Below are 25499 nucleotides of genomic sequence, written 5' to 3' on the forward strand. Positions count from 1 at the left end.
TGCAAATCCGCATTTCGCGCTCGGAGGCCCGCTGGAAAAGGCGCATCGGATCGTTGAAATTAGGGAATGCTGCGCAGGCTGCGTACGATGTGCGACGTTCGTTCGCGGCGTTGGGGCAGGGTGTCTGCGCTTGATAAAGTCGGAACGTTGAATTGATCCGGACGCCATGTCGAAACGATGGCGCTGCGCGCTTGCCGAGCATCGGAACGCGCCCCGATTGCGCCACGTCCGCATGCCGCGCTGCCGTCGTGCCGGTCTGGCCGCCGACGAAAAAAAGCCCGCTTGGGAAGCGGGCTTCGTGCCATCAGCAATTGCCTTTCTTCGCCTGGCCGGGCGGACAGAATCCGTTGCCCGGTCCGCCCTGCGGCGCGACGACGACCGGCGCGCCCGGCACGTAGGCGACACATCCGCTGAGTGCGCCCACCACGCTCGCTGCCGCGAGCAGCGCAATAACCCCTTTCTTCACATCGTTCTCCCGTTATCGAGGAAAGGGCCGTGCGGCCCTTTCGTGGTTGCTGCCGAGCGTCAGAACGTGAAATTGACGTTCGTCTGGCTCGTCGTCGCGTTGACGTTCGTCGATTGCGTCGCGCCCGACGCGGCATCGGCCTCGATCGTGTATTGACCGGTGGCGCCCGGCGACGCGGCGAGCGCGACCGGCAACGTGCCCGAGTAGGTGCCGACGATCGGTGCGGCCGCGGGCAGGTTCAGCGCATACGCGCCGGTGTCCAGGTTCGCGTTGGCCGACGTGATCTCGTAGGCGTTCGCATCGACCGTCTGCAGCGCGCGCACCTGCGCGTTCGCACTCGGCGTCACGGTGCCGCTGACCGTGCTCATCGCCGAGGCCGGCAGCGCGATCGGCACGTTCGACGTCGACACGGCCGTGGTCGTGTTCACGACCACCGGCACCGAGCGGACGACGCCCGACGCGACGTTGTTCTGCACGATCACGACGTCGTAGTTGCCCTGCGTCGTGCTCTGGACCAGCGGCGACAGCACGAACTTGCCGCTGCCGTCGGCCACCGTGCCGCGCACGACCTTGCCGCCCTGTTCCGCGTACACGGTCGCGCCGGCTTCCGTCGGCGAAACGTAGCCCGAGATCGCGCCGCTCACGATGGTCGGCGTCGCGGTCACGACCGGCTTCAGCGCATACGAGCCGTTGCCGCGCTGCACGATCGACTTGCATGCATTGAAGTCGAGCACGAGATCGACGAGCGTGTTCGGCTGCACGGTGAACGGGCTGATGATCTTGATGCCGCTTTGCGTCGCGCTCGGCGTCGCGAGCGGCTGCTCGGCGCCGCCCGTCGGCACGACCGAGTTCGCGAGCGTATTGCCCTGGTTCTGCGCGAGCACGAGGCGGATCTGCTGGTACTGGCCGGCCGGCAGCGCGGTCTGGCCGAGGTCGGCGAGCGTGCCGTTGGTCAGCGACAGCAGGTCGATCTTCTGCTGCGCCGGCAGCGCGACGGTGGACCACCCTGCATCGTTATCGGCAGCATTCGCATTCGCATTGACGCGGACCTGCGACACCGTCACATAGACATGATCGAAGCCGCACGACGGCGCGTCGGTCATCGCAACGTGCAGCGTGCCGGTTTGCGTGCTGCCGCCGTCGCCGCCGCCGCACGCAGCCAGCGCGAACGGCACCATCGCCGCGCACAACGCGGCCTTCCAGAATCGATTATTCATTGTTTTGTCCCCTTCCATCATGATTGTGGATGGACCGAAGCATAGCCGCGCGCGGCGCCCACAGTGTGGACAGGTTTGCAACGAACGGTAAATTCTGCGTCCACGCGTAAAGGGGCTGGCTTGGCGGCGCATGTTCCGCCTCAGCGTCGCCGCAGTGCGGCGCGCCGCGAACGAACGAGCGCGCCCGGCCGAACGTGATAGCAGCGGACGGCGCTGCTTAGATCGGCCGCGCGAGGCAAAAACTTGATGGGTAAAAGCACCGAACCCGCGGTATTTTTTTCCTCGTTATAGTGCGGACGTGAGCGGTGAACGCGGCGCAATGCGCACACACCGCCTGGCAACGACTGTAGACGGGTGCTGTATGAAAAACACGAAAGAAACGACCATCGGACCGGCATGGGGTGTCGCGGCAGGCGTGCTGCTGGCCGCGGCGGGATTGAGCCTCGACCTCTTTCCGAAATCGCTGAACGGCACGGGCGCCGCCCACGACTTCCTGGCATTCGGCATCGCGATGCTCGGCATCTTTCTCGCCGTCTACTCGACGCACGAATTCCGCAGGAAGCGGATGCACTGAGCACCGGCGCGTTACGAGCGGGCGCGCCCGTTCGCGCAACCGGCGTCGGCCAGCAAATCGTCGACGATGATCTCGGCAGCGGCCTGGCCCGCGCACAGCGCGGTGCGCGTCGTGTCGAACAGGCGGCCGCCGTCGTCGGCGAGCCGGATCGGCGCGAGCAGCCGCGTGGCGCGCTCGCCCGCGCGCACCTGCACGATGGCGACGAACCCGAACCGGGGCGGATCGGCCAGCGACGCGCGCGCGTGCGGCAGGTCGAGCCGGAATTCGCAGCGGACATCGATCGTGTATCCGCGGTAGGTGTACGCACTGTTCATCTGCAGCTCGCTCGAGAGGGAACGCGACGACGGACCGTGGGCGCATGATATCGGCTCGTGCGAGCCGGCGGGGCTGGGGCGTCTACCTAGGCGAGGATCTCGTGCCGGTAGACCAGTTCGACGATGCGCTTGGTCGGGATGCTGGCGCGCAGCGCCGCGACGCGATCGATCGCGAACCACTTGCACTTGTCGATCTCGTTGCTGGCGGTCGGCTTGTGTTCGGGGCCGACTTCCGCGAAGAACACGTGGTGCACCTTCGCGAGCCCGCTGAACTGCATCGAATAGACGAGGCTTTGCCCGACGATGCCGGTTTCCTCGAGCAATTCGCGATGCGCGGCTTCGAGCGGCGTTTCGCCGCGTTTGATCGTGCCGCCCGGCAGCGCCCAGCGCGACGACATGCGGGCGACCAGCAGCACCTGCTCGGCGCGATAGCACACGATGGTCGCCCGTTCCTTGATCGGGACGGTGGCGATTTCGGGCGGGGCGATGGAGGTGGCTGGCGACATGGTGCGATTCTAGCGGCTGCCGGGCGGCGGGCCAAGCAGCGGCGGCCGGCGTCGCCGAGCGCGACGATCAGATCGCGCCGTGCCGGCGTCGGTGGCGTTACTGCCGTTCCGGCAGAAACCAGTTCATCACCAGCGCACAGATACCGCCCGTGGCGACGCCCGATTCCAGCACGTTCTTGAGCGCATGCGGCAGGCTGGCGAGGATCTCCGGCACCTGCGACACGCCGAGGCCCAGCGCCAGCGACACCGCGATGATCAGCAGCGCGCGGCGATCCAGCCGGACACCCGCGAGGATGTTGATGCCGGACGCGGCCACCGCGCCGAACATCACCATCGCGGCGCCGCCGAGCACGGGCTCGGGCACGGCCTGCAGCACGCCGGCCACCGGCGGGAACAGGCCCAGCACCACGAGCATGCCCGCGATCCAGAGGCCGACGTGGCGGCTCGCGATGCCGGTGAGCTGGATCACGCCATTGTTTTGCGCGAACACGGAACTGGGGAAGGTATTGAACACGCCGGCCAGCAGCGAGTTGGCGCCGTTCACCAGCACGCCGCCCTTGATGCGCTGCATCCACAGCGGGCCTTCGACGGGCTGCTTCGAGATCTTGCTGGTGGCGGTGACGTCGCCGATCGCCTCGAGCGACGTGACGAGGTAGATGATCAGCATCGGCACGAACAGCGGCCACGAGAATCCGATGCCGAAGTGCAGCGGAGTCGGGATCTGGAACAGCGCGGCTTCGTGCGCGCCGGTGAAGTCGAGCCGGCCCATGAACGCGGCCGCGAGATAGCCGACCGCGAGCGCGATGACGAGCGCGGTGCTGCGCACCCAGACGACGGGCACCCGGTTCAGCAGGATGATGGTGCCGAGGACGAGCCCGGAGAGCGTCAGGTTGTCGACGCTGGCGAAGGTGCCCTTGGCCATCGCGCCGTAGCCGCCGCCCATGCTGACGAGGCCCACCTTGATCAGCGTGAGGCCGATCAGCAGCACCACGATGCCGGTGACCAGCGGCGTGATGAGGCGCTTGATGAACGGCAGGATGCGCGACACCCCCATCTCGACGAACGAGCCGGCGATCACGACGCCGAAGATGGCGGCCATCACGGTCTCGACCGGGGTGCCTTGCTTGACCATCAGGCTGCCGCCGGCGATCAGCGGGCCGACGAAGTTGAAGCTGGTGCCCTGCACGATCAGCAGGCCCGCGCCGAGCGGGCCGAAGCGCCGGCACTGGACGAAGGTCGCGATCCCGGAGATCACCAGCGACATCGACACGATCAGCGTCGTGTCGCGGCTGGGCACGCCGAGGGCCTGGCAGATCAGCAGGCCCGGCGTGACGATCGGCACCAGGATCGCCAGCAGGTGCTGCAGGGCGGCGACGAAGGCGACGGTCGGGGCCGGCCGGTCGTCGGGGCCGTAGACGAGGTCGCGCGCGGAAGATGCGTCGTCGGCGCCGTGAGCGGCGGATCGGGCAGAGGAGGCGGGTTGCATGGACGAGCGGGCCGGACAGGAGGGAAAGTGCGGCATTTTAGCCGAACGGCCGGGGGCGCCGCCCCTTGGTGTGGCGCGACGGCCGGCGCCTGGCGGCCACGGAACGGCGGCCGCGAACGGAGTCGAGAACGACGGTGCGGCAGTCCCGTGTACGGTCAGCGCGGGCGGCGCGGCGCGCGGCTTTGCGGATACGCACGCGTGCAGACGTCGATGACGACGTCGCGCAGCCGCCGATGCACCGGGTCGCCGTGCATGCGCGGGTGCCACAGCGCCGAGATCAGGATCTCGGGCAACTTGACCGGGATCGCGAAGCTGCGCAGCCCGAGCGCATCCGCGAGCCCCGGCGTGAGCGCGTTGCCGAGGCTCGAGCGCGGCACCAGCGCGATCAGGTCGGTGCCGGCCGCGACGCGCATCGCATCCGGATAGCCGGGCACGACCACGTGGACGTTGTGCGCGGCCACCGCCGTGCGCTCGCCGTCGTCGGCCGGGCCGCCGAAGTCGCCGAGCTGCGCCGCGATCACGTGGCGGCAGGCCGCGTAGCGCGCCGGCGTGATTCTGGCCGCGGCGAACAGCGGGTGGCCGCTGCGCGCCACCGCGACGTGCGCGTCGTGAAACAGCTCGCGCGTGTGCAGCTCCGGCGCGTCGTCGCCGCGCTTGCCGATGTCGAGATCGACCGAGCCGTCGCGCAGCGGCCCGGGGTCGCGCGCGAGCCGCGGCACGAAGCGCACGCGCACGCCGGGCGCGACGTCGCCGATCGCGGCGACGACCGGGCCGCCCAGCATCTCCATGAACGACGCCGCCGCGCGCAGCGTGAAGGTGGCCGACAGCGTCGCGAGGTCGAGGTCGGCCGCTGCCGGCCGCAGCACGGCCTGCGCTTCGCGTGCGACCGCGTGCACGCGCTCGCGCAACGCCGTCGCGTGCGGCGTCGGCACGAGCCGGCGTCCGGCGCGCACGAGCAGCTGGTCGCCGGTGGCCGCGCGCAAGCGCGCGAGCGTGCGGCTCATCGCGGACGCGCTTAAGCCCAGCCGGCGCGCGGCGCCGGTCACGCTGGCTTCGCCGAGCAGCGCGTCGAGCGCGGTGACGAGGTTCAGATCGAGGTCTTCCATCCCGACAGCATAAGGCATGGCGCGGCGTGACATGGCGTCCGGTGCAATCGTGGATTGCGTTCGGTGCGTCTGGTGCATCCGATGGCGAGCGCCTACAGTAGCCGGAGACGAACGATCTCCAAGGTGAATACGATGCAACCGACTCTCTCGCACGCCGGCACACCCTCGATCCTGCTGGTCGCCGCATCGCGCGGCCTCGGGCTCGCGATGGCCGAGCAGTTCCTGAATCACGGTTGGCATGTGACCGGCACGGTCCGCGCGGGCTCGGGCCGCTCGAAGCTGCACGACCTCGCCGAGCGCGTCGGCGCGCGGCTCGACATCGAGACGCTGGACATCTGCGAGCCCGCGCAGCTTGCCGCGCTGCGCGCGCGCCTGTCGGGGCGGCGCTTCGACATGCTGTTCGTCAACGCGGGCACGAGCAACGATCCGGCCGAGACGATCGGCGAAGTCACGACCGACGAGTTCGTGCGCGTGATGATCACGAACGCGCTCGCGCCGATGCGCACGATCGAGACGCTGCAGGATCTCGTGACGGCGGACGGCCTGATCGGCGCAATGTCGTCGGGGCAGGGCAGCGTGTCGAACAACGTCAACGGGATGCGCGAGGTGTACCGCGGCAGCAAGGCCGCGCTGAACCAGTTCATGCGCAGCTTCGCCGCGCGTCAGGCCGGTACGGCGCGCGCGATGGTGCTGATGGCGCCCGGCTGGGTCCGCACCGAACTCGGCGGCCCCGACGCGCGGCTGACGATCGACGAAAGCGTGCCGGGCCTCGTGAACGTGCTGCTCGACAAGCGCCGCCGCCCGGGGCTCGAATACCTCGATTACCAGGGCCGCACGGTGCCCTGGTAGCGCGCGACGGTCGCGCTCTGCGCGCGTCGCGCCGATTCAATACAATGCGACGTCGAGGTGCGCGCGCCGTGTCGGCGTGCCGACCAGCCGACAACTCCGGAGCGCAGCATGAACGAACCCTACCTGCAGGTCATCGCGCATTACTTCGCGAAACCCGGCAACGGCGAGCGCGTGATCGAGCTGCTCGCGCAGCTCGCGCCGCCCACGCGTGCGGAACCGGGCAACCTCGACTACGCGTACTTCCGGTCGCCGGTCGATCCCGACCACATCGTGATCCTCGAGCGCTACCGTGACGCCGGCGGCCTCGACGCCCATCGGGAAACGCCGCATTTCCAGCGCATCGGCATCGGCGAGATCATTCCGCTGCTCGATCGCCGCGACGTGACGCGCTACATGGTGCAGCCGGACACCGGCACGGCGACGCAACCGGGAGCCGCTCGATGAACCCGTTTCAATTCCGCACCGTGCCGTCGCTGATCGTGGAGTTCGGTGCGGCGCGCCGGCTCGGCGCGCTGCTGCGCGAACGCTTTCCGGCGCTTGCGCGGCTGTGCGTCGTCACCGATGCGGTCCTGCATCGCAGCGGCGTGCTCGCGCCGGCGCTCGAAAGCCTCGCCGCGCACGGCTGGCAGGTGACCGTGATCGACGACGTGGTTGCCGATCCGCCCGAGCACGTGGTGCTGGACGCGACCGGGCGGGCGGTCGCGGCCGACGCCGAGATCGTGCTGGGCCTCGGCGGCGGCTCGTCGATGGACGTCGCGAAGCTGCTCGCGGCGCTCGTGCCCGGACAGCAGCCGCTCGCGGAAATGTACGGCGTCGACAAGGTCACGAGCGCGCGGCTGCCGCTCGTGCAGATGCCGACGACGGCCGGCACCGGCTCCGAAGTGACGGCGGTGTCGATCGTGACGGTCGGCGAAGCGCGCAAGATGGGCGTCGTGTCGCCGCACCTGCTGGCCGACGTCGCGATCCTCGACGCCGAGCTGACGCTCGGCCTGCCGCGCGCGGCCACCGCGGCGACCGGCATCGACGCGATGGTCCACGCGATCGAGGCCTATACGTCCGCGCGCCTGAAGAACCCGGTGTCCGACATGCTGGCGCAGCAGGCGCTGACGCTGCTGTCGCGCAACCTGCTCACGGCCTGCGACGACGGCCGTGATCGCCATGCGCGCGAAGCGATGCTGGTGGGTGCGATGTTCGCCGGCCAGGCGTTCGCGAACGCGCCCGTCGCGGCCGTGCACGCGCTCGCGTATCCGGTCGGCGGGATCTTCCATGTGCCGCACGGGTTGTCGAACGCGCTCGTGCTGCCGCACGTGCTGCGCTTCAACGCGCCGGCCGCCGCGCCGCTGTATGCGGAACTCGCGGCGATCGTCGCGCCGGCCGCCGCCGGCAGCGACGAAGCGAAAGCCCGCGCGCTGATCGACGAGATCGACCGGCTGATCGCCGCGACCGGCATTCCGCGCACGCTGCGCGAGGTCGGCGTGACGGAGCGCGACCTGCCGCGGATGGCGGCCGAAGCCATGCTGCAGACCCGCCTGCTCGTGAACAATCCGCGCGAGGTGACCGAAGCCGATGCGCTCGCGATTTATCGGCAGGCATGGTGAAGGCGGCGCGGATGGTGACCGGTGAAGACGGCGGTATGAGGCAAGGGGCTGAAGCCGCCACGACCGCCCGATGCGTCGCATGGCAGGTGCTGCACACCTGGCAAGCCGCCGAATGGTGCCGGCTCGCGCCCGCGCCCGCGGGCATCGACCTGTCGGGTACGATCGCCGGCGCGCTCGACGGCACGCCGTTCCGCATCGACTATGCGATCGAATGCGGCGCCGACTGGCTCACGCGTTCGGTGCGCGTCGTGCATCGCCACGGCGCGGCGCCGCCGCAGCGGCTCGAGATCCGCTGCGAAGCGGGGCGGTGGACGATCGAGGGCGCACACGCGGCGGCGCTCGACGGTGCGACCGACATCGATCTCGGCTTCAGCCCGTCGACCAATACGTTGCCGATCCGGCGGCTCGGACTGACGGTCGGCGCGTCGGCCGTCATCCATACCGCGTGGCTGCGTTTTCCGGAGTTCGAGCTCGGGCGCGGCGAGCAACGCTATACGCGTACGGCCGAGCGCGTGTACCGCTATGAGAGCGGCGCCTATGCGGCCGACATCGCGGTCGACGACGCAGGCCTCGTCATCGATTACGACGAGTGGCGGCGCATTGGTGCGAGCGCTCGCGCGTAGCGCGGCGGCAACCGCGGCTCAGCGAGCGTCGGCGACGCTCACGCGGCCGGGAATCAGTTTCAGCGTGCTGAACGCATCGGCGATGCTCTGCTGGTACGCGAGCGTCGCGTCCGTGATCGGCTGGACGCCGTAACCGGCGCGCTTGAGCGCGACTTCGAGCGTCGGCGCGTCGAGGCCGACGAGCGGCGACAACTGCGCGGCGACGTCCGGCACATGGTTGCGCGCCCAGCGATCGACCGCGTCCACTTCGTCGAGCAGCGCGCGCAGCACCTGCGGCTGCGCGGCCGCATACTTGCGCGCGGCGAGAAAGTACTGCGTGTTGCGCACGAGCCCTTCGCCGTTCGCGATCGCGCGCGCGTTCAACTGCCGTTCGGCGGCGGCCAGGTACGGATCCCAGATCACCCACGCATCGACGTTGCGCTGCACGAACGCCGCGCGCGCATCCGCGGGCGTCAGGTAGACCGGCTGGATGTCGGCATACGCGAGGCCCGCGTGCTCGAGCGCCTTCACGAGCAGGTAGTGGACGTTCGAGCCTTTGTTGAGCGCGACCTTCTTGCCGCGCAGCTGCGCGACCGAGCGGATCGGCGAATCGGGCGGCACGACGATCGCTTCGCCGCGCGGCGCGGGCGGTTCGCTGCCGATGTAGACGAAGTCGACGCCCGCGGCCTGCGCGAAGATCGGCGGCGTTTCGCCGACCGTGCCGACGTCGATCGCGCCGGCGTTCAGCCCTTCGAGCAGTTGCGGCCCGGCGGGAAACTCGAGCCATTCGACCGCGACGCCCTGGCTCGCGAGCCGCTTTTCCAGCGTGCCGCGCGCCTTCAGCACGACGAAGTTGCCGTATTTCTGGAAGCCGATCCGCAGCCGTGTGCCGCCCGCTTGTGCGCGGGCGGGCAGGCCGGCGAGCGGGCCGAGCGCGACGCCGGCGAGCGTGGCGGCGGTGCCTTGCAGCCACCGGCGGCGGCGCGTGCTTTGCGGCGGCGTGTCGAGGGTGTCGGGCGAAATGTCGTTCATCGAGGCGTCCTGCGGGCTGCGGCGAGTTCATGGGCTGCGCAGCGACGTGGCCCGACTCAAACCGGGCGCGAACTGCCCCGCGCGAGACTCAGCACGATACGGCGGCCTGTCCGGCCGGCCAACCAACGAATCCGCATATGCAAATCAGTAGTGCGACGATGCATGAACGACGGCGCGGTGGGCCGTCGTCGCGGTCAATCGCTGCCGGCCGCGCTTTCCTCGATCGCATCGACGCGATCCGGATAGAACGCGAGATGGCCGCGAATCGCTTCGACGGCCGGATTCGGATGCTCGTAGGTCCACACCGCATTCACGGCGCGCGCGCCGCCCGCCGGAATCGAGTAGTACGCGCAATCGCCCTTGTACGGGCAGTAGGTCGCATGGTCGGTGCGCTGCAGCAGCGACATGTCGGCATCGTCGCGCGGAATGTAGAGCACGGCCGGATAGCTCGCTTCGCGCAGCGCCAGCGCGCGGCGCGTATCGGCGACGACCTTGCCGCCCGCCTTGACGACGACGCGCGACGGATGCGGTTCGATCGTGATCGGATGGTCGGGGCCGGGCGACTTCACGGGGCGAGACGGGGTATCGGGGCTGATCGACATCGTGGTTCCTCCGGGAGACGGTGGGAGCGCCGCGTGGAAGCGAGCTGCGAGGATGTGCGCGGCGATGGCCGCGTCGGCCAACTGAGAGCATGCGCGCATTGCGCAAAAGCTGCAGCGGGATGCGGTTGGGGCAATGGACGTTCCCGAACTTTTTGGCGTAAATCCGTGCGCTGCACAATTACCGGCGCGAATTGCAATGCCGTTGAAAACAGGTGCGGAATTACCGCAGACGATCAGGTATCGGAAACAATATGCATCACCGTTAATATTCTTACGTCCGGCCCGGAACCGTCGGCATCGCGGCGGCTAAATGACGGTAAATAATTCGCGCCGATCCGCTTCGATAACCGTTTTTCCATAAATCCATTCCGACACCGAATGATTTGAAATCGCCGAAAAAATTGTCCATGCCCTAGACGAAATAGCGTGATTCGCATCGTGCTGAATGCGCTCATGCAATCGACGCGCGCACGTCGCGCGTCGCAGCGATCGAAGGGATTCCGGGGGACGCCGACGGCCCGATACAGCGGCCGCAGCATGAGTCTTGAACGGGCGAATGTCGTGCGCCACCCGAAGCAGTGCAGCGCCAATATATCAACGGTCGATCAGCGGCCCGGTCATACGGAGGTTGCCATGCTGCAATACGCCAAGTCCCTGCTGCGTGACGAACGCGGCGTCAGCTCGATGGAATACGCGGTGCTTGCCGGCATCGTCGTGGTCGCGCTCGCGGCGGTCGGCACGGTGCTCAGCGGCAGCTCGGGGCTGTCGTCGATCTTCACGACGCTGATCAACAAGGTCTCGTCGCTGATCTGATCTCCTGAACCCGCGCGTCGCCGACGAATACACGGCTCCGCGGCAGTAAGGCGGACCCGGACGCGGCGCGCCGACGGACGGTTCTCCGATGCTCTATCTTGTGCAAGCGGCGGCCGCTAGTGCTGGCTTCGCTCGCGGTGCAGGATCTGCGCGCGCGGCGCCTGTCCAATCGCGCGGTGCTGGCGTTCGCGACGCTGTACTTCGTCGCGGCGGCGCTCGTGCCGCACGCCTTCGCGCGACTGCCAGCACCGCCGCACGCACGCGCACGTCGCGCGTGCCGGCCCAGGCGACGCACGCGGCCGCGATCGCGATCGCGGCGACACCGGCGTGGGCCGCATAGGCCGGGTTCAACGGCACGCCGGCGAGCCGCAGCGCCGCGAACGGCGTCGGCGACGCGAACCAGAACACGATGCCGTGCTCGAGGATCAGCGCGCGGGCGAGCCCCGCGCTGGCCACGAACAGGCGCAGCGATTCGACGCCGCACACCAGCACGCTCAGCGCGGCGAAGCCGGTCGTCGCGAGCGCGGCCCACGCGAACGTGCGCCACGCGCGCGCGGCCACCAGCACGAACGGAAACAGCAGCGCCATCTGCGGCTTCACCGACAGCAGGCCGATGCAGAGGCCGGCCCACGCGGGCCGGCGGTCGGCCCAGCAGACGGCCAGCGCCGCGCACGCCGCGGTCAGGAACGCGTTCTGCCCGAACATCGCGGTGACGAACACGCACGGCGCGGCGACCAGCGCGAGTGCGCCCGCGCGCGACGCGCCGGCCACGGCGCCGAGGCCGGCCACCCGCCAGGCGGCGCAGCCGAGCACGCCGACGCCGAGGGCGACGAACAGCGGATAGCCGACCGCGAACGGCAGCAGCGCGAGCGGCGTGACGAGCAGCAGATAGGTCGGCGGATACAGCCACGGCGCGAACGCGCCGTGGCGAAGCGTGTCGAACCGCGCGGCCGACAGGCGCGAGAACGCGGAGAAGTCGTACGCCTGTGCCGGCGAGCCGTGCAGCATCAGGTACGAGGCGGTCCAGAACACCGAGAAGTCGGCGCCGACGCGCGGCGGCACGCGCTCGGGGAACGCATGCGCGACCCACGCCCAGATCGTGACGAACAGCGCGGAGAACACCAGCATCACGATGCTGTACACGATCACGCGGCGCGGCGTGAGCCACGCGACGACCGGCCGCCGTGCGCGACGCATCGATTGCGGCGTGGCGTCCAAGCGGCGCGGCCCCGTTCTACTTGAACGACGCCTTGCGCGCCGCGACGTTGCCGCCCGCGGGCATCGGCGTGCGGCGGCGCGCCGCGTGCGTGCGCTTGAGCGGGAATTGCAGCAGCGTCGACGCGGGCGCTGCGGCCGCCTCGCGCTCGGCGCGATAGCGTCGCCGCACGAGATAGACGGGGCGCTGCTTCGACTCGTGGTAGATGCGGCCGAGGTATTCGCCGATCACGCCGATGCCGATCAGCTGGATGCCGCCCATGAACAGCACGACGGAGATCAGCGACGCATAGCCGTGCACGGGGTTGCCGAACAGCAGCGTGCGCACGACGATGAACGCGCCGTACGCGAGCGCCAGCAGCGCGAACGCGAGGCCGACGTAGGTCCACACGCGCAGCGGCACGGTGCTGAAGCTCGTGATGCCTTCGAGCGCGAAGTTCCAGCGCCGCCATCCGGAGAATTTCGAGCGGCCGCCGCTGCGCGGCGCGCGCGTGTATTCGAGGATCGCGGTGCGGTAGCCGACCCACGCGAACAGGCCCTTCATGAAGCGCCGCCGTTCCGGCAGCGCGCGCAGCGCTTCGATCACCTGCCGGTCCATCAGGCGGAAGTCGCCGACGTTTTCCGGCATCTCGACTTCGGACAGCGCATTGTGCACGCGGTAGTAGAGCGCGGCGGCCGCGCGCTGCATGAACGGATCGCACATCCGGTTGGTGCGCTTCGCGGCGACGACCTCGGCGCCGGCGCGCCAGTGCTCGATCATCGCGGGGATCAGCGCGGGCGGGTCCTGCAGGTCGGCGTCGAGCAGGATCGCCGCGGCGCCGGCCGCTTCGTCGAGGCCGGCGGTGAGCGCGGCTTCCTTGCCGAAGCGGCGGGTGAGGTCGACGATGCGCACGCGCGGGTCGCCGGCTGCGACGGCGATCAGCCGGTCGAGCGTGCGGTCGCGGCTGCCGTCGTTGACGCAGACGATCTCGAAGCGGACCGATTCGATCGAATCGAGAATCGGCAGCGTGGCGGCGAAGAATGCGCCGATCGCTTCGTCTTCGTCATGAAACGGCACGACGAGCGATACCAGCGGTTTTCTGGCGTGCGTCGGCATGCTGCGGCTCCCCAGAGATCCGGCCGGTGCTGCACCGTGAGGTTCGAATCGATATCTGCCGAACGCGTCCGAGCGCGCGCATTCGGCTGCGGCGCGGCGGCCCCCCGCGGACCGGACGACAGGTGTTGAGTTCATTGTAGGAAGGATTCGCCGATTCGTAACATGTATCGGCGCGGGCGCGGCGCAATGCGGCGCTTCGCGCTGCCCGGCGGCGGAGCGATCGGCGCTACGATGGGCACTTTCGATGCCGAAGGAGGTGGCAATGCAGGTTCAGGAGCTGAGCGGCGCCGCGCTCGATTTCTGGGTGGCGATGGCCCAGGCGCTCGACGCGCCGCGGGTCGATGCTGCGGGCTGTACGGTGATTCGCGAGCCGGGCGGCGCGCCGGCGCCGTATGCGCCGTCGTCTGCGTGGGCGGACGGCGGACCGCTGGTCGAGCGCCTGCCGTTCGGCGCGTTCGAGCGCGACGGCGGCCGCGGCGCGTGGCGCGCGGTGCTGCATCGGGCCGTGCCTGCGGCCGGCGAGCGTTGCACGTTCAACCAGTCGGGGCCGACGCTGCTGGTGGCCGCGATGCGCACGCTGGTCGCGTCGACGTTCGGCGACGACGTGCCGGATCTCGACATGTCGAGGCCGCGCTGAACGTACGAGAAGCCGGTTACGCCGCCGACAGGTTGCGCACCGCGATCGACGCGACGTCGATGCGCTTCGGCAGGATCGCATCGGCGGCCGCGCGATCGGCGACGCGCTGCAGCACGTCGATGTCCGTGCCGCTCACGTCGCGTTGCGCGAGCGGCGCCCGGCGCACGATGTCGATGGCCGCGTCGCGCGGCAGCCGCGTGACCGACGCATAGACGCTCGCGTAATCGGCCGGATGCGCGAGCGCCCACTGGCCGGCGCGGGCGAACCGCGCGAGCACGTCGGCCAGCGCCGCGCGCTTGAGCCGGTCGTCGAGCGTGTCGACCGGCGACGTGAGGAACGCCAGCCCCGAATTGATGCCGCTGCCGTCGCGCACGACGCGCGCGCCGCGCCGCACCACGTGCCCGTAATACGGATCGAAGGTCGCCCAGATGCCGATCTGCTTCGCTTCGAACGCGGCGAACGCGTCGACCGGCAGCACGAAGCGCACGTCGACGTCGCGCGCCGCGAGGCCGTGTTCGCGCAGCGCGCCGTACAGCTGGTATTGCGAAATGCTGCCGCGCGCCGACGATACGACCACGGTGCGCCCCTTCAGGTCGGCGACGCTTCGCACCGGCGAATCGGGCTGCACGACGATGCCGAGCGACGTCGGCGAGCCGGCGCGCGTCGCGACGATGCGCAGCGCCGGATCGCCGAGCGCGGCCGTCAGCACGGGCAGGTCGCCGGCCGGCGCGAGATCGAGCGCACCCGCGCGCTGTGCTTCGAACAGCGGCGCGGCGCCCTGGAAATTCGCCCAGCGAAACCGGTACGGCACGCCGTCGAGCACGCGCGCGGCTTCGGCCAGTGCGCGCAGCCCGCCGGCCTGATCGCCGAGCACCAGCGTCACGTTCGACAGGTCGGCGCCGGCCGCGCACGCGGGGAATGCGGCGGCGCCGGCGAACGGTGCGGCGGCCAGCGCGCTCGCGCGCAGCAGCGCGCGGCGACGGGCCGGGGAGGCGGGCGAAGTCATCGGTATGCAATCCTCGGTAATCCGCGCGGCATGCACGGCTGACCGGCAGATTACGGAATCGGTTTCGCCGCGGCAAACATCGAATCGCGCAATGCTTATTCGCGCGAGAGCGGTGGCGCGCGGTGACGAGCCCGGCCGCCGCGGCGCGTGCTCAGCCTGCCGCGGTGACGGTGCGCAGGAACGCGCGCACGGCGGGCGCCTTCTCGAAGCGCCGGCACGCGAGCGCGAGCTCGGACGTGATCGGCTTGCCCGCGAGCGGCCGGTAGACGACGCCCGGCAGCGACACGCAGCGGGCGAGCGCGTCCGGAATCACGGCGACCCAGCCGTTCACCGACACGCACGCCAGCACCGCGAGCAGCCCGCCCGGGCGCGCGGCGATCACGGGCGCGAAGCGCCCGCGTCGCGCGACTTCCAGCGTGCCGAGCTCCTGCTCGGGCACCGCGAAGCGCGCGCCGGCCAGCGCGGCGGCCTTGATCGTCGCCATCGCGGCGAACGGCGAATCGGCCGGCACCGCCGCGACGAACACGTCGCGCTGCAGCGTGACGGTGCGCAGTTCGCCGGGCAGCGGCATCGGCGGCCGCACGTAGGCGACGTCGAGCCGGCCCGCGTCGATCTGCTTCGCGACGTCGTCCATCGGCACCTCGCGCAGGTTGAGCTCGATGCGCGGATGCGCGGCGCGAAACGCGCCGATCGTGCGCTGCAGCGTGCCCGAATAGACCGCCGACGACACGTAGCCGACCTCGATCCGCCCCAGCTCGCCGCGCTCGGCCAGCGCCGCGAGCTCGCGGCCGCGCTGCAGGTGCTCGAGCGCGGCGCTCGCTTCGCCGAGGTAGGCCTCGCCCGCGGCGCTCAGCGCGACCGCGCGCCGCGACCGGTGAAACAGGCGCACGCCCAGCAGCCGCTCCGCTTCCTGGATCTGCCGCGTGAGCGCCGGCGGCGCCATGTCGAGCTCGTCGGCCGCGCGGGCGAAGTGGAGATGGCGCGCGACGGCGAGGAACGCGCGGACGTGACGGAATTCGAGGCGGTCCATGATTGCGGAAATCGTCAACAAAACTGCGTGGGAATATCAATGACGGGCAATACGGGCCAAGCCTAGCATACGGCTCGTCCTTCCTGTTCCGGAGCCCCCGATGTCCGAGTCCTCCCCGGCGCCGGCCGAGCGGCGCGCCGCCGTCCGCGTGCCCGCCGCCGCGACGCTCGCCGTCGCGTCCGCGACCTGTTCGCTGATCGTGCTCGACACCAACGTGGTCGCCGTGTCGCTGCCGAGCATCGCGCGCGGCTTCCACGCGAGCTTCGCCGACATCGAGTGGGTCGTGAGCGCGTACATGACCGCGTTCGCCGCGTGCCTGCTGCCCGCCGGCGGGCTCGCGGACCGCTTCGGCCGCAGGCGGATGCTGGCCGCGGGCCTCGCGATCTTCTTCGTCGCGTCGCTCGGCTGCGGGCTCGCGCCGTCGGCCGGCTGGCTGATCGCCGCGCGCGCGGTCAAGGGCGGCGGCGCGGCGCTGTTGCTGACGGCGGCGCTGGCGGTGATCGCGAACCGCTTTCCGGAAGGGCGCGAGCGCACGCGCGCGTGGGCGGTCTGGGGAATGTGCATGGGCGTCGCGACCGCGGTCGCGCCGCTCGTCGGCGGCGCGATCACGCAGTGGATCGGCTGGCGCTGGGTGTTCCTGCTCAACCTGCCGGCGTGCGCGCTGCTGGCCGCGGGCGCGCGCGTCGCGATCGACGAGTCGCGCGATCCGCACGCGAAGCGCGTCGACAGCGTCGGCAGCCTGCTGTTCGGCGCGGCGCTCGCATGCGGGATCGCCGCGCTGATCGACGCGCCGTCGCACGGCTGGCTGTCGCCGGGCACGCTCGGCCGCTTCGCGCTCGGCGCCGCGCTGTTCGCGGGCTTCGTCGCCGCGGAGCGCTGGCAGGCGCGGCCGATGATCGACCTCGCGCTGTTCCGCGCGCCGCGCTTCGTCGGCGCGGTGCTGGCGATGTTCAGCTACGCGGCGTGCGCGCAGGTGATGATGACGTTCCTGCCGCTCTACCTGCAGAACGCGTTCGGCATGTCGGCGATCGACGCGGGGCTCGGCATGCTGCCGTTCGCGTTCGCGATGATCGTCGGGCCATCGTTCGGCGCGGCGCTGGCGGCGCGCGTGCCGGCCGGCGGCGTGCTGGCCGGCGGGCTCGCGCTGATCGGCGCGGGCAACCTGCTGACCGCGGCGCTCACCGCGAGCGGCGACTATCGCCTCGTCGCGCTCGGGATGTTCGTGACGGGATGCGGCGCCGGCATCATGAACGGCGACACGCAGAAGGCGATCATGGCGTGCGTGCCGCCGCACCGCACCGGGATGGCGTCCGGCATCAGCACGACGACGCGCTTCTCCGCGATCGTGACGGCGGTCGGCGTGCTCGGCGCGGTGCTCGCCGCGCGCGCGCACGCGCAGCTCGTGCGACGGCTGTCCGCGATGCCGGACGTACGCGCGTTCGTCGATGCGCCGTTCATGTCGAGCCTGCTGGCCGGCGATCTCACGCAGGCGCTCGCACGCCTGCCGCCGACGGCCGCGCGCGTGCTGCACGACGTCGCGCCGGCGGCGTTCGCGGCCGGGTTTTCGACGGCACTGACGGTGAGCGGTGTGCTCGCGCTGGTTGGCGCTGCGGTCGCCTATTGGTTGCTCGTGCAACCGATGCGCGATGTGGGTGTGTGATGGGGCGGTTCTGGCTGGGTGATGTGGCGGGGTGACGTGGCGGTACGGTGCGTGCGGCAGCCGCGGTTGCGTTTCATGTTCGAGCGGGCTGCTCGTGAACTCGTTCGATGCGCCGATGCACGACGCCTCCGTCATCGTACGGCGCAGCATTTGCATCGGTGATGGCGCCGCGCCGCGCGGACATCGCAGTCGCGTTCGTGGCGATGTCAGTCTTTACCGAGCGTTCGACCGCTGCCGCACGCGACGCCACGCACGCGCGTCGGCACACCGGCCTCAGCGCGCCTTCATCGCGATCCGATGGGCGCGCGTCGCGCGTGCGGCGCTCGGCTGCGGTGTCGCGTCGCACTGCGTCGGTTGCCTGCGTCGACCGCGCCGCGCGGATTCGGCCGCCGCGCCGGCGAGCGGTGCGGCGATGGACGTCGGCGCACGCGCGGCGACGGCCGTGACGGCCGGCAGCGCGGATTCTGCGTCGAGCCATGCGCGCGTCGCTTCGACGATCAGCCCGCGCAGCCAGCGTACCGCGTCCGCGCAGGCGCCGGTTTCGTCCCAGGCGAGCCGGTACGTGATGTCGGGTGGTTGAGCCGGCAGCGCAACGATGCCCAGCGGCAACAGCTTCGCGTAGTGGCTCGCGAGCCGGTAGGTCGTGGTCAGGACCAGATCGGAGCGCACCAGCGCATGGGCGGCGAGCTCGAAATGCGGCAGCGTGACCGCGATCCGGCGCTGCAGGCCGACGCGTTCGAGCTGCCGGTCGATCGCGCCGGACGCTTCGAGCCACGACGGCGTCGGGCACAACTGCGGCGCGTGCGCGAATTCCTCCGCGGTCATCGCGCCGCGGCGCGCGAGCGGATGCGTGGCGCGCATCAGGCAGACGACGCGGTCGTCGAACAGGTCGTCCTGCCGGAATCGCGACGCGCGGGCGGGGCGGTTGTCGATCACGACGTCGAGCTCGCCGTCGGCGAGCGCGCGTTCGGCGTCGAAGCCGTCGCCGAGCGGATGGAACACCAGCGTCGCGTGCGGCGCGTGCTCGCGGAACAGCGCGACGAGCTTCGGCACGAACAGCACGTTCAGGTAGTCGGGGCAGCCGATCCGGTAGGTGCGCACCGACGTGCGCGCATCGAACCTCGGCTGCTGATGGCGAATGAAGTCGATCACGCGCAGCGCGTTGCGCAGCGGCTCGACGAGCCGCGCGCCGAACTCGGTCGGCACCATCCCGTAGCGGCTGCGCACCAGCAGCGGATCGCCGAGCAGCGTGCGCAGGCGCTTGAGCGCCGCGCTCGTCGCCGGCTGCGACAGGTTCAGGCGCACCGCCGCGCGCGACACCGTGCGCTCGGTCAGCAGCACGAGCAGGAGCCGCATCAGCCGCGCGTCGAGCAGGTCGAGCGCGCCGCCTGCGTCGCGGGTGTCGGCGATAGCGCCGTGCTTTGCCGGTGGGTTGCGCATGTCGCTATCCATGTCGCTATCCGTTCACGCGGTGCGTCGGCGTTCGAAGGTGCGCCAGCCGTCGAAGATGCACCGGCAGCCGACAGGCCGTCCGCGCGACATCGATGCGTGGCTGCGGCACGCCGCGATTCACGGCCGCTCGCGCAGTGGTAGTAGCGATCCGCCCCGCATCTGCGTTCGGCCATTCGGCGGCCGGTTCGCTGTCGGCGTCGGTTTTTCTGCGCATGCACGAGGCGGGTCCGCCGCGGCAAACCGCATGCGCATGTTCGCGCGTCGCCGCAAGCCTGGCGCGGCGTTCGATCGCTTCGACGCGGGTTTGCGGTCGCACGCGTTGTCTCCTTCCATGGCCGCGGCGTGCGCCGTGCATGCAGCGCGGGCGGACCGCCGTGGACGTCATATGTCCCATTCGTCCGCGAGTATGGGCGGCGGGCGCGGCAATGGGAAATTAAATATTCGGCAGGCCGCCATTCAAAAAACGAATGGCGCGCAGCGGTGACGGCACGCGAATTGCGAACGGGTGAGTTCCATCCATTCATCGACATCAAGCGGAGGTGTCATGCAGCGATATTCCATTCGTCACGTATCGCGGGCCGTCTTCGCCGGCATCCTGATCGCCGGCCTGGCGGCGGGGGCAGGCTGTCAGAAGAAGAGCGAAACCGACACGGGCGCCGGCGCCACTTCGGACGCGAGCGCCGTGGGCGGCATGTCGCCCGCGCCATCGACCGCACCGTCGGGCACGCCGAGCAGCGGCGCGGCGGGCGCCGACAGCGGCACGGCCGGCACCACCGGCGGCGCGGCCAGCATGCCGGGCGCGGCGTCGGGGACGACGGGCGCGAGCGGCGGCTGATCGCGCCTCGCGGGGCGGCGCCGGGCGGCACGTGCAGCACCGCCCGCGCTGCGCCGCCGCAATGGCGGAGCCAGGCGGCACGCGCGCTCTCGGGCGCGCGGCCGCGCTACGCGTGTGTGAAAGATTTGCAAGGACCGTTGTAGCGATTCCCGGCGCCGATGGCGCTCGTCACGCGGCCGATCGCAGCCGCCGGCTGACGACGGCGGCGGCCCGTCCGGACCGCGCTGCAAGGTCCCGAACAAGGAGGTGCGATGCAGAACGCGGAATCGAACCCAACCCCGCAACAGCAGCGGGAACAGATCAAGCAGAGCCCGGTGAAGACGCCCGCGGCCGGTGGCGACATGCCGGATGCGGCGACCCAGGCTGCCGAAGTGGCCAAACGGCCGCAAACGCCCGAATCGGTCGCGGGCAAAACGCCGACCGGCCTGCCGCCGATCGACGTCGACGCCCGCACGAGCGACAGCGGCGATCCGGTGCGCCGAGCCGCGAGCCGGATCGTCACGCTGGACAACGCGAACATGGCGGCGACCGACAACACCGTCGACGTCGACGGCAAGGGCATGGAGGCGCGCCAGGGAGCGTCGAAGTGGCAGGACAACGTGATCTATTCGAACGCGTCGCTCGACAACGCGGTGAACACGCCGGCCGACGGCCTCGGCGGCTTCGAAAGCCGTCCGGGCGGCAACATGCCGCTGATCGCCGCGCGGCCCGGCTGGCAGGTCACGTACGTCGGCGACGTCGACGTCGTGACCGAGCATGGCGCCGGCGCACGCGTCGAGCATGTGATTCGTTTCGAGCGCACCAGCAACTGACGGCGCGCCCGTCACGCGGCGGATCGCCGAACGGCGATCCGCCGCCATCATTTACTGCGGGCCGAGTTCCTGCGCCGACGTATCCGCGTCATTGCCTTGCGCGACCAGCACGTGAATGTCGTTCGGCGTCACGTCGGCGATGCCGCCCGACGGAATCGTCAGCAGCAGCCAGTCGGCGTTGTTGTTGATCGTCACCGGCGGAGTCGTCAGGATCGGCGCCTTGCTGCCGGCCGTCGTGACGATCACCTGATAGGTGCCGCCGTTCAGGTAGATCGAATCCTCGCCGGACGACGGCGACGCGTTCTGGTACGCGGCGCCGCTCAGCGTCGGGCTCTGCATCGTGATGTCGGTGCCCGGCGCCACGACGTAGACGTCGACGTTCTGCGCATTCGGCGACGCGTTGAAGCTGCGCACCCGCGCCTTGTCCGACAGCAGGGGCTTGGCGAACGGATCGTCGATCACCGAGATCAGCGTCGACTTGCTCGGCAGCGCGATCGTCGTGTAGTGGTGCCCGTTCGCGGCGCTGAAGGTCTGCGCCGCGATGGTCGTCGTCGTGCCCGACACGTCGTAGCTGGCGTTCTCCGTGCCGGAATCGATGTCGTGATAGCGCGTCACGCCCTTGTACGCGACGCCCGACGCGTCGATCTTCGCGTTCAGGTAGTAGTCGAGGTTCGGGCCGCTCGGCACCGCGTTGATGAAGCGGCCCTGCGGATGGGAGATGCCGAGCTCGGTGCCGACGTCGTTGCCGTCTCCACCGCATGCCGTGAGCATGGTGATGACCGAGCACAGCGCCACTATCGTTCGAATGGATTTCATGTCGTCCTCTCGTTCAGGAGTTACCTGCTGGCGATGCGGTGTCGCCGCGCGGAGCATCGCGCGGGACGCAGCGCCTGGATTGAAGAATGATTGCTGTCCGCCAGAGCGGCGGCGCATGGATGCCGCAACGCGCGTGCCCGCACGGCGAGATGCGCGCGATCGCGCCGACGGTGGGAGCGTTGCGCACGACGCGCGATGCGCGTGATGCGCGAGCGCGCGATTCGCGGCACACGTTTGTAAAAAGGAGCGATTGGGCGCGCCACGAGATGAGGCTCGCATCGCTGCCGGATCCGCACATGCAGGAAAAGCGTTTAAAACGCAACGCGATTCATGAGAGCAATGCGCGTGGACGTAGTCGATGGCTACTTCTTGTTGGTTGCGTGCGCATCGATCTGATTGGAGCAAACCATTGATGATGAGCAGTCCGCTGGACACGGGAGTTCGATGCGCATCCGCCGACGCACGCGTGACATGCGGGCGACCTCAGCGGCGCTCGACATGCTGAACACGCTCGGGGCGCTGCACCTCCGACCGAATACCCGCGCATCGGAGCATCGTGCTCCATGCATGAACCTATGCATGTCCTGCCGAGCGATCGGCAGTGCATCGAGCAGCGCGCACAGTTTCAGGTCGCCATGCGCCGCGCGCCGACGACTCCGCAAGCAACCGTCGACTCGCACAAACACCACGCGCCACGGCAACGACACAGCGCGTCCCGGGCGGCGCCACCCGCCGAGCGCCCAGCGATCGTTTAACCAGCCGAAACAATCTGTTCACTGAAAAGGGCATGATCTTCGGCGATCATGCAGGCATACTGTCGCCCATGTTGTCCGATGCCGTCGAATCGACGCGCGCTTGTCCTCATGTCCATCCCAGTACTGTTTCCATCCCTGCGATGGTTGACCATCGCGGCGGCTGCATGCTTGCTCGCCGCGTGCTCGACCGCCTCCGACGTGACCACGACGTCGAATCCGAACGTGTTCACCGTGTCCACGCGCACGGTCGGCGTGTCGACGACGTGGGCCGACGCCCATGAAAAAGCCGTCAGCGAAGCGACCAGCTACTGCACGCAGCGCGGGATGCGCGCCAGCATGAAACAGGAGTCGCTGAGCGCCGGCCGCCGCGTCGACGCGCGCTCGGAGCTGGCGTTCGAGTGCCATCCGACCTTCGAGACGGCGTCGAACCCGCGCAGCTGAGCATCGCGTCACCCGCACGACTGCGGCGATCCGCCGTGCAATCCGCGCTACCGGCCCGCGCCGCCGTCTACCGGCGGCGCGGGCCGTGTCGCGCGCATCTGGCGCGTCACGCCGGCTGCGCGTCGTACAGCTTCACGCACGCGGAGAAGTCGAGTCCGCCCAGCCCCTGCTGGCTCATCGACTGATAGAGCTGCTGCGCGAGCGCGCCCATCCACACCGGCTGGCGCGCGTGCCGCGCGGCTTCGGTCGCGAGCCCGAGGTCCTTCAGCATCAGGTTCGCGGCGAAGCCGCCGCTGTAGCCGCGCGCGGCGGGCGCCGCGGGCAGCACGCCCGGGTACGGGTTGCAGCTGTCCGAGCTCCAGCAGCGGCCGGTCGACGTGTTGATGATGCCGGCCAGCACCGCGGGCTCGATGCCGAGCGCCGCGCCGAGCGCCATCGCCTCCGACACGCCCATCATCGAGATGCCGAGCAGCAGGTTGTTGCAGATCTTCGCGATCTGGCCGGTGCCGGTGCCGCCGCAGTGCACGACGTTCTTTCCCATGTCGAGCAGCACCGGGCGGATCTGCTCGAACAGCGCGGCGTGAGCGCCGACCATGAAGGTCAGCGTGCCGGCTTGCGCACCGGCGGTGCCGCCGGACACCGGCGCGTCCGCGAACGCGGAGTCCCGCCGCGCGGCCGCGTCGGCGATCGCGCGCACCGTGCCGGGGTCGATCGTGCTGCAGTCGACCAGCGTCGCGCCGGCGCGCGCGCCCGCGAGCACGCCGTCGTCGCCGAGATAGACGGCGCGCACGTGCGGCGCTGCCGGCAGCATCGTGATCACGAGCGCGGCGCGCGCCGCCGCGTCGCGCGGCGAGCCGGCGGCGGTCGCGCCCGCGCGCATCGCGGCGTCGACCGCGTGCGCGTCGAGATCGAACACCGTCAGCGCGTGGCCGGCCTCGAGCAGGTTGGCGGCCATGGGGCCGCCCATGTTGCCGAGCCCGATGAATGCGATTTCCATGTTCCGGCTCCTCGCGTCAGCGCAGCGCGATCGTGGTGTTGACGCCGCCCGACGTCGCATCGTCGTCGAACCAGCGCGCGGTGACGGTCTTGGTCTGCGTATAGAACTGCACCACCTGCTTGCCGTACGGGCCGAGATCGCCGAGCTTCGAGCCGCGCGAGCCCGTGAAGCTGAAGTAGGGCACCGGCACCGGGATCGGGATGTTGATGCCGACCTGGCCGACGTCGATCTCGCTCTGGAACTTGCGCGCGGCCGCGCCGCTCTGCGTGAACAGGCCGACGCCGTTGCCCATCGGGTTGCGGTTGACGAGCGCGATCGCGTCGTCGAGCGTGTCGGCTTCGAGCACGACCACCACCGGCCCGAAAATCTCTTCCTTGTAGATCGACATCTCCGTCGTCACGTTCGAGAAGATCGTCGGGCCGACGAAATTACCCTGCTCGTAGCCCGGCACCTTCACGCCGCGGCCGTCGAGCAGCAGCGTCGCGCCGGCCTTCACGCCTTCGTCGATCAGCCCCGTGATGCGCGCGAGCGCGGCCTTCGACACGACCGGGCCGACGTCGGTGCCGGCCTCGTGCCCCGCGTTGACCTTCAGCTGCTTCGCCTTCTCGACGAGCTCCGGCAGCCAGTCGCGCGCGGCGCCCACCAGCACGACCACCGACGTCGCCATGCAGCGCTGGCCCGCCGCGCCGAAGCCCGCGCCGGCGAGCGCGTTCAGCGTCTGCTCGCGATGCGCGTCGGGCAGCACGACCGCGTGGTTCTTCGCGCCCATCATCGACTGCACGCGCTTGCCGTGCTCGCTGCCGAGGTTGTACACGTGCGTGCCGACGCGCGTCGAGCCGACGAACGAGATCGCCTTCACGTCCGGATGCGTGCACAGCCGGTCGACCGCGACCTTGCCGCCGTGCACCACGTTCAGCACGCCCGGCGGCACGCCGGCCTCGATCGCGAGCTCGACGAGCTGCATCGTCGACAGCGGGTCCTGCTCCGACGGCTTCAGCACGAACGTGTTGCCGCACACGATCGCCATCGGGAACATCCACAGCGGGATCATCCCGGGGAAGTTGAACGGCGTGATGCCCGCGCACACGCCGATCGGCTGGCGCAGCGTGTAGGTATCGACGCCGCCCGCGACGTTCTCCGCGAATTCGCCGAGCTGCAGCGTGCCGATCGAGCACGCATGCTCGACCACTTCGAGGCCGCGGAAGATGTCGCCCTGCGCGTCCGGCAGCGTCTTGCCCTGTTCGGCGGTCAGCGTTTTCGCGATGCGTTCGAGGTTGCGGCGCACGAGGTCCTGGAACTTCAGCATGATGCGCATGCGCGCGCCGATCGGCGTGGTCTTCCAGGTCTGGAACGCGCGCTGTGCGGACGCGATCGCGGCGTCGACCTCGTCGACGGTCGCATACGGCACGCGGCCGATCGTTTCCTGCGTCGCGGGGTTGACGATGTCGCCCCATTCGCGGGTGTGCGATTCGACGAACTGGCCGTCGATCAGCAGCTTGGCGGTGGGCAGCGCGACGGTGGCTTGAGGTACGGCGGCGTTCATGAACAATCTCCGAATAAAGAAGCGGCAATGCGATGAAAG

Annotated in this window: 29 protein-coding genes; 13 read left to right on the plus strand and 16 right to left on the minus strand. The window is 70.0% G+C overall.

Translation table 11 applies throughout. From position 1 onward, the window contains the following. Window positions 1-304: 304 nt before the first annotated feature. Both WJ35_RS31540 and WJ35_RS23030 read right to left on the minus strand, forming a co-directional pair. Window positions 305-466, minus strand: a complete 162-nt coding sequence (locus WJ35_RS31540; protein ID WP_011881889.1) for a hypothetical protein — start codon at window positions 464-466, stop codon at window positions 305-307. Window positions 467-525: 59 nt separating this feature from the next. Beyond that, complete coding sequence (locus WJ35_RS23030) at window positions 526-1683, minus strand: DUF4382 domain-containing protein (protein ID WP_069240071.1); 1158 nt, start codon at window positions 1681-1683, stop codon at window positions 526-528. A gap of 361 nt (window positions 1684-2044) precedes the next feature. Between WJ35_RS23030 and WJ35_RS23035 the strand changes: the two genes are divergently transcribed. Continuing rightward, window positions 2045-2257 carry a hypothetical protein gene (locus WJ35_RS23035; RefSeq protein WP_059464024.1) on the plus strand — a complete coding sequence of 71 codons (213 nt, stop codon included), beginning with the start codon at window positions 2045-2047 and terminating at the stop codon, window positions 2255-2257. Window positions 2258-2268: 11 nt separating this feature from the next. On the opposite strand, the gene WJ35_RS23040 is transcribed toward WJ35_RS23035, so the two are convergent. From WJ35_RS23040 to WJ35_RS23055, 4 genes are all read right to left on the minus strand, one after another. Then, entirely contained in the window at window positions 2269-2571 is a 303-nt protein-coding gene (locus WJ35_RS23040) for a hypothetical protein (protein WP_011881892.1), read from the minus strand. Window positions 2572-2657: 86 nt separating this feature from the next. Then, window positions 2658-3077 carry an NUDIX hydrolase gene (locus WJ35_RS23045; protein WP_011881893.1) on the minus strand — a complete coding sequence of 140 codons (420 nt, stop codon included), beginning with the start codon at window positions 3075-3077 and terminating at the stop codon, window positions 2658-2660. Window positions 3078-3174: 97 nt separating this feature from the next. Beyond that, window positions 3175-4563: a uracil-xanthine permease family protein gene (locus WJ35_RS23050; RefSeq protein ID WP_069240072.1), complete on the minus strand. Its 1389-nt coding sequence runs from the start codon at window positions 4561-4563 to the stop codon at window positions 3175-3177. Between the two features lie 155 nt (window positions 4564-4718). Continuing rightward, window positions 4719-5669, minus strand: coding sequence for a LysR family transcriptional regulator (locus tag WJ35_RS23055; protein ID WP_011881895.1), 951 nt, complete (start codon window positions 5667-5669; stop codon window positions 4719-4721). A 132-nt stretch (window positions 5670-5801) separates the two neighbouring features. On the opposite strand from WJ35_RS23055, the gene WJ35_RS23060 reads away from it, so the two are divergent. The 4 genes from WJ35_RS23060 to WJ35_RS23075 all read left to right on the plus strand — a co-directional run bounded on the left by WJ35_RS23060 (window position 5802) and on the right by WJ35_RS23075 (window position 8739). Further along, window positions 5802-6518 (plus strand): SDR family oxidoreductase, encoded by a 717-nt coding sequence (locus tag WJ35_RS23060; protein WP_059622840.1) that lies wholly within the window; start codon window positions 5802-5804, stop codon window positions 6516-6518. A gap of 108 nt (window positions 6519-6626) precedes the next feature. Continuing rightward, complete coding sequence (locus tag WJ35_RS23065) at window positions 6627-6962, plus strand: putative quinol monooxygenase (protein WP_011881897.1); 336 nt, start codon at window positions 6627-6629, stop codon at window positions 6960-6962. Then, entirely contained in the window at window positions 6959-8116 is a 1158-nt protein-coding gene (locus WJ35_RS23070) for an iron-containing alcohol dehydrogenase (protein ID WP_069240073.1), read from the plus strand. Before WJ35_RS23065 ends, WJ35_RS23070 begins: the two co-directional genes overlap by 4 nt. 35 nt (window positions 8117-8151) lie before the next feature. Next, window positions 8152-8739: a putative glycolipid-binding domain-containing protein gene (locus WJ35_RS23075; RefSeq protein WP_069240606.1), complete on the plus strand. Its 588-nt coding sequence runs from the start codon at window positions 8152-8154 to the stop codon at window positions 8737-8739. An 18-nt stretch (window positions 8740-8757) separates the two neighbouring features. Here the strand turns inward: WJ35_RS23075 and WJ35_RS23080 are convergent, their stop codons facing one another. After that, window positions 8758-9750, minus strand: a complete 993-nt coding sequence (locus WJ35_RS23080; RefSeq protein WP_069240074.1) for a sulfonate ABC transporter substrate-binding protein — start codon at window positions 9748-9750, stop codon at window positions 8758-8760. A 194-nt stretch (window positions 9751-9944) separates the two neighbouring features. After that, window positions 9945-10352, minus strand: a complete 408-nt coding sequence (locus WJ35_RS23085; RefSeq protein WP_045578138.1) for a DUF427 domain-containing protein — start codon at window positions 10350-10352, stop codon at window positions 9945-9947. Window positions 10353-10985: 633 nt separating this feature from the next. Between WJ35_RS23085 and WJ35_RS23090 the strand changes: the two genes are divergently transcribed. Next, window positions 10986-11165 (plus strand): Flp family type IVb pilin, encoded by a 180-nt coding sequence (locus WJ35_RS23090; RefSeq protein WP_069240075.1) that lies wholly within the window; start codon window positions 10986-10988, stop codon window positions 11163-11165. Window positions 11166-11258: 93 nt separating this feature from the next. Here the strand turns inward: WJ35_RS23090 and WJ35_RS23095 are convergent, their stop codons facing one another. Beyond that, a complete protein-coding gene (locus tag WJ35_RS23095) occupies window positions 11259-12383 on the minus strand; it encodes a glycosyltransferase family 87 protein (protein ID WP_230459750.1) in 1125 nt (374 codons plus the stop codon). A gap of 16 nt (window positions 12384-12399) precedes the next feature. After that, window positions 12400-13476 (minus strand): glycosyltransferase family 2 protein, encoded by a 1077-nt coding sequence (locus WJ35_RS23100; RefSeq protein WP_069240076.1) that lies wholly within the window; start codon window positions 13474-13476, stop codon window positions 12400-12402. A gap of 262 nt (window positions 13477-13738) precedes the next feature. On the opposite strand from WJ35_RS23100, the gene WJ35_RS23105 reads away from it, so the two are divergent. Beyond that, the gene (locus tag WJ35_RS23105) at window positions 13739-14113 is read left to right on the plus strand and encodes a phage protein NinX family protein (RefSeq protein WP_069240077.1); all 375 of its coding nucleotides are present in this window, start codon (window positions 13739-13741) and stop codon (window positions 14111-14113) included. A gap of 16 nt (window positions 14114-14129) precedes the next feature. Here WJ35_RS23105 and WJ35_RS23110 read toward each other — a convergent pair whose 3' ends face one another. After that, on the minus strand, window positions 14130-15119 hold the full coding sequence (locus WJ35_RS23110; protein WP_059567693.1) for an ABC transporter substrate-binding protein: 990 nt from the start codon (window positions 15117-15119) through the stop codon (window positions 14130-14132). A gap of 151 nt (window positions 15120-15270) precedes the next feature. Continuing rightward, a complete protein-coding gene (locus tag WJ35_RS23115) occupies window positions 15271-16149 on the minus strand; it encodes a LysR family transcriptional regulator (protein ID WP_069240078.1) in 879 nt (292 codons plus the stop codon). A 100-nt stretch (window positions 16150-16249) separates the two neighbouring features. Here WJ35_RS23115 and WJ35_RS23120 point away from each other — a divergent pair, with 100 nt between their 5' ends. Continuing rightward, window positions 16250-17809 carry an MFS transporter gene (locus tag WJ35_RS23120; protein ID WP_069240079.1) on the plus strand — a complete coding sequence of 520 codons (1560 nt, stop codon included), beginning with the start codon at window positions 16250-16252 and terminating at the stop codon, window positions 17807-17809. 273 nt (window positions 17810-18082) lie between these two features. Here WJ35_RS23120 and WJ35_RS23125 read toward each other — a convergent pair whose 3' ends face one another. Further along, window positions 18083-19249 carry a LysR family transcriptional regulator gene (locus WJ35_RS23125; protein WP_069240607.1) on the minus strand — a complete coding sequence of 389 codons (1167 nt, stop codon included), beginning with the start codon at window positions 19247-19249 and terminating at the stop codon, window positions 18083-18085. Here WJ35_RS23125 and WJ35_RS32345 point away from each other — a divergent pair. The 3 genes from WJ35_RS32345 to WJ35_RS23135 all read left to right on the plus strand — a co-directional run bounded on the left by WJ35_RS32345 (window position 19248) and on the right by WJ35_RS23135 (window position 20908). Continuing rightward, window positions 19248-19745 carry a hypothetical protein gene (locus tag WJ35_RS32345; protein WP_230459751.1) on the plus strand — a complete coding sequence of 166 codons (498 nt, stop codon included), beginning with the start codon at window positions 19248-19250 and terminating at the stop codon, window positions 19743-19745. The two genes, WJ35_RS23125 and WJ35_RS32345, sit on opposite strands and share 2 nt — an antisense overlap. A gap of 60 nt (window positions 19746-19805) precedes the next feature. Continuing rightward, window positions 19806-20096: a hypothetical protein gene (locus tag WJ35_RS31885; RefSeq protein WP_050781904.1), complete on the plus strand. Its 291-nt coding sequence runs from the start codon at window positions 19806-19808 to the stop codon at window positions 20094-20096. A 251-nt stretch (window positions 20097-20347) separates the two neighbouring features. Next, window positions 20348-20908, plus strand: coding sequence for a DUF3005 domain-containing protein (locus WJ35_RS23135; RefSeq protein WP_069240080.1), 561 nt, complete (start codon window positions 20348-20350; stop codon window positions 20906-20908). A 51-nt stretch (window positions 20909-20959) separates the two neighbouring features. Here WJ35_RS23135 and WJ35_RS23140 read toward each other — a convergent pair whose 3' ends face one another. Then, on the minus strand, window positions 20960-21724 hold the full coding sequence (locus WJ35_RS23140; protein WP_069240081.1) for a DUF4397 domain-containing protein: 765 nt from the start codon (window positions 21722-21724) through the stop codon (window positions 20960-20962). Window positions 21725-21810: 86 nt separating this feature from the next. Here WJ35_RS23140 and WJ35_RS31555 point away from each other — a divergent pair, with 86 nt between their 5' ends. Beyond that, window positions 21811-22137, plus strand: a complete 327-nt coding sequence (locus WJ35_RS31555; RefSeq protein ID WP_124259930.1) for a hypothetical protein — start codon at window positions 21811-21813, stop codon at window positions 22135-22137. A gap of 450 nt (window positions 22138-22587) precedes the next feature. Next, window positions 22588-22920, plus strand: a complete 333-nt coding sequence (locus WJ35_RS23145) for a hypothetical protein (RefSeq protein ID WP_069240082.1) — start codon at window positions 22588-22590, stop codon at window positions 22918-22920. Window positions 22921-23026: 106 nt separating this feature from the next. Here WJ35_RS23145 and mmsB read toward each other — a convergent pair whose 3' ends face one another. Both mmsB and WJ35_RS23155 read right to left on the minus strand, forming a co-directional pair. Then, a complete protein-coding gene (gene mmsB, locus WJ35_RS23150) occupies window positions 23027-23917 on the minus strand; it encodes a 3-hydroxyisobutyrate dehydrogenase (RefSeq protein ID WP_069240083.1) in 891 nt (296 codons plus the stop codon). A 16-nt stretch (window positions 23918-23933) separates the two neighbouring features. Beyond that, window positions 23934-25460: a CoA-acylating methylmalonate-semialdehyde dehydrogenase gene (locus WJ35_RS23155; protein ID WP_060234037.1), complete on the minus strand. Its 1527-nt coding sequence runs from the start codon at window positions 25458-25460 to the stop codon at window positions 23934-23936. Window positions 25461-25499: the final 39 nt, after the last annotated feature.

The organism is Burkholderia ubonensis (assembly GCF_001718695.1).
In the GTDB taxonomy this organism is placed as follows: domain Bacteria; phylum Pseudomonadota; class Gammaproteobacteria; order Burkholderiales; family Burkholderiaceae; genus Burkholderia; species Burkholderia ubonensis_B.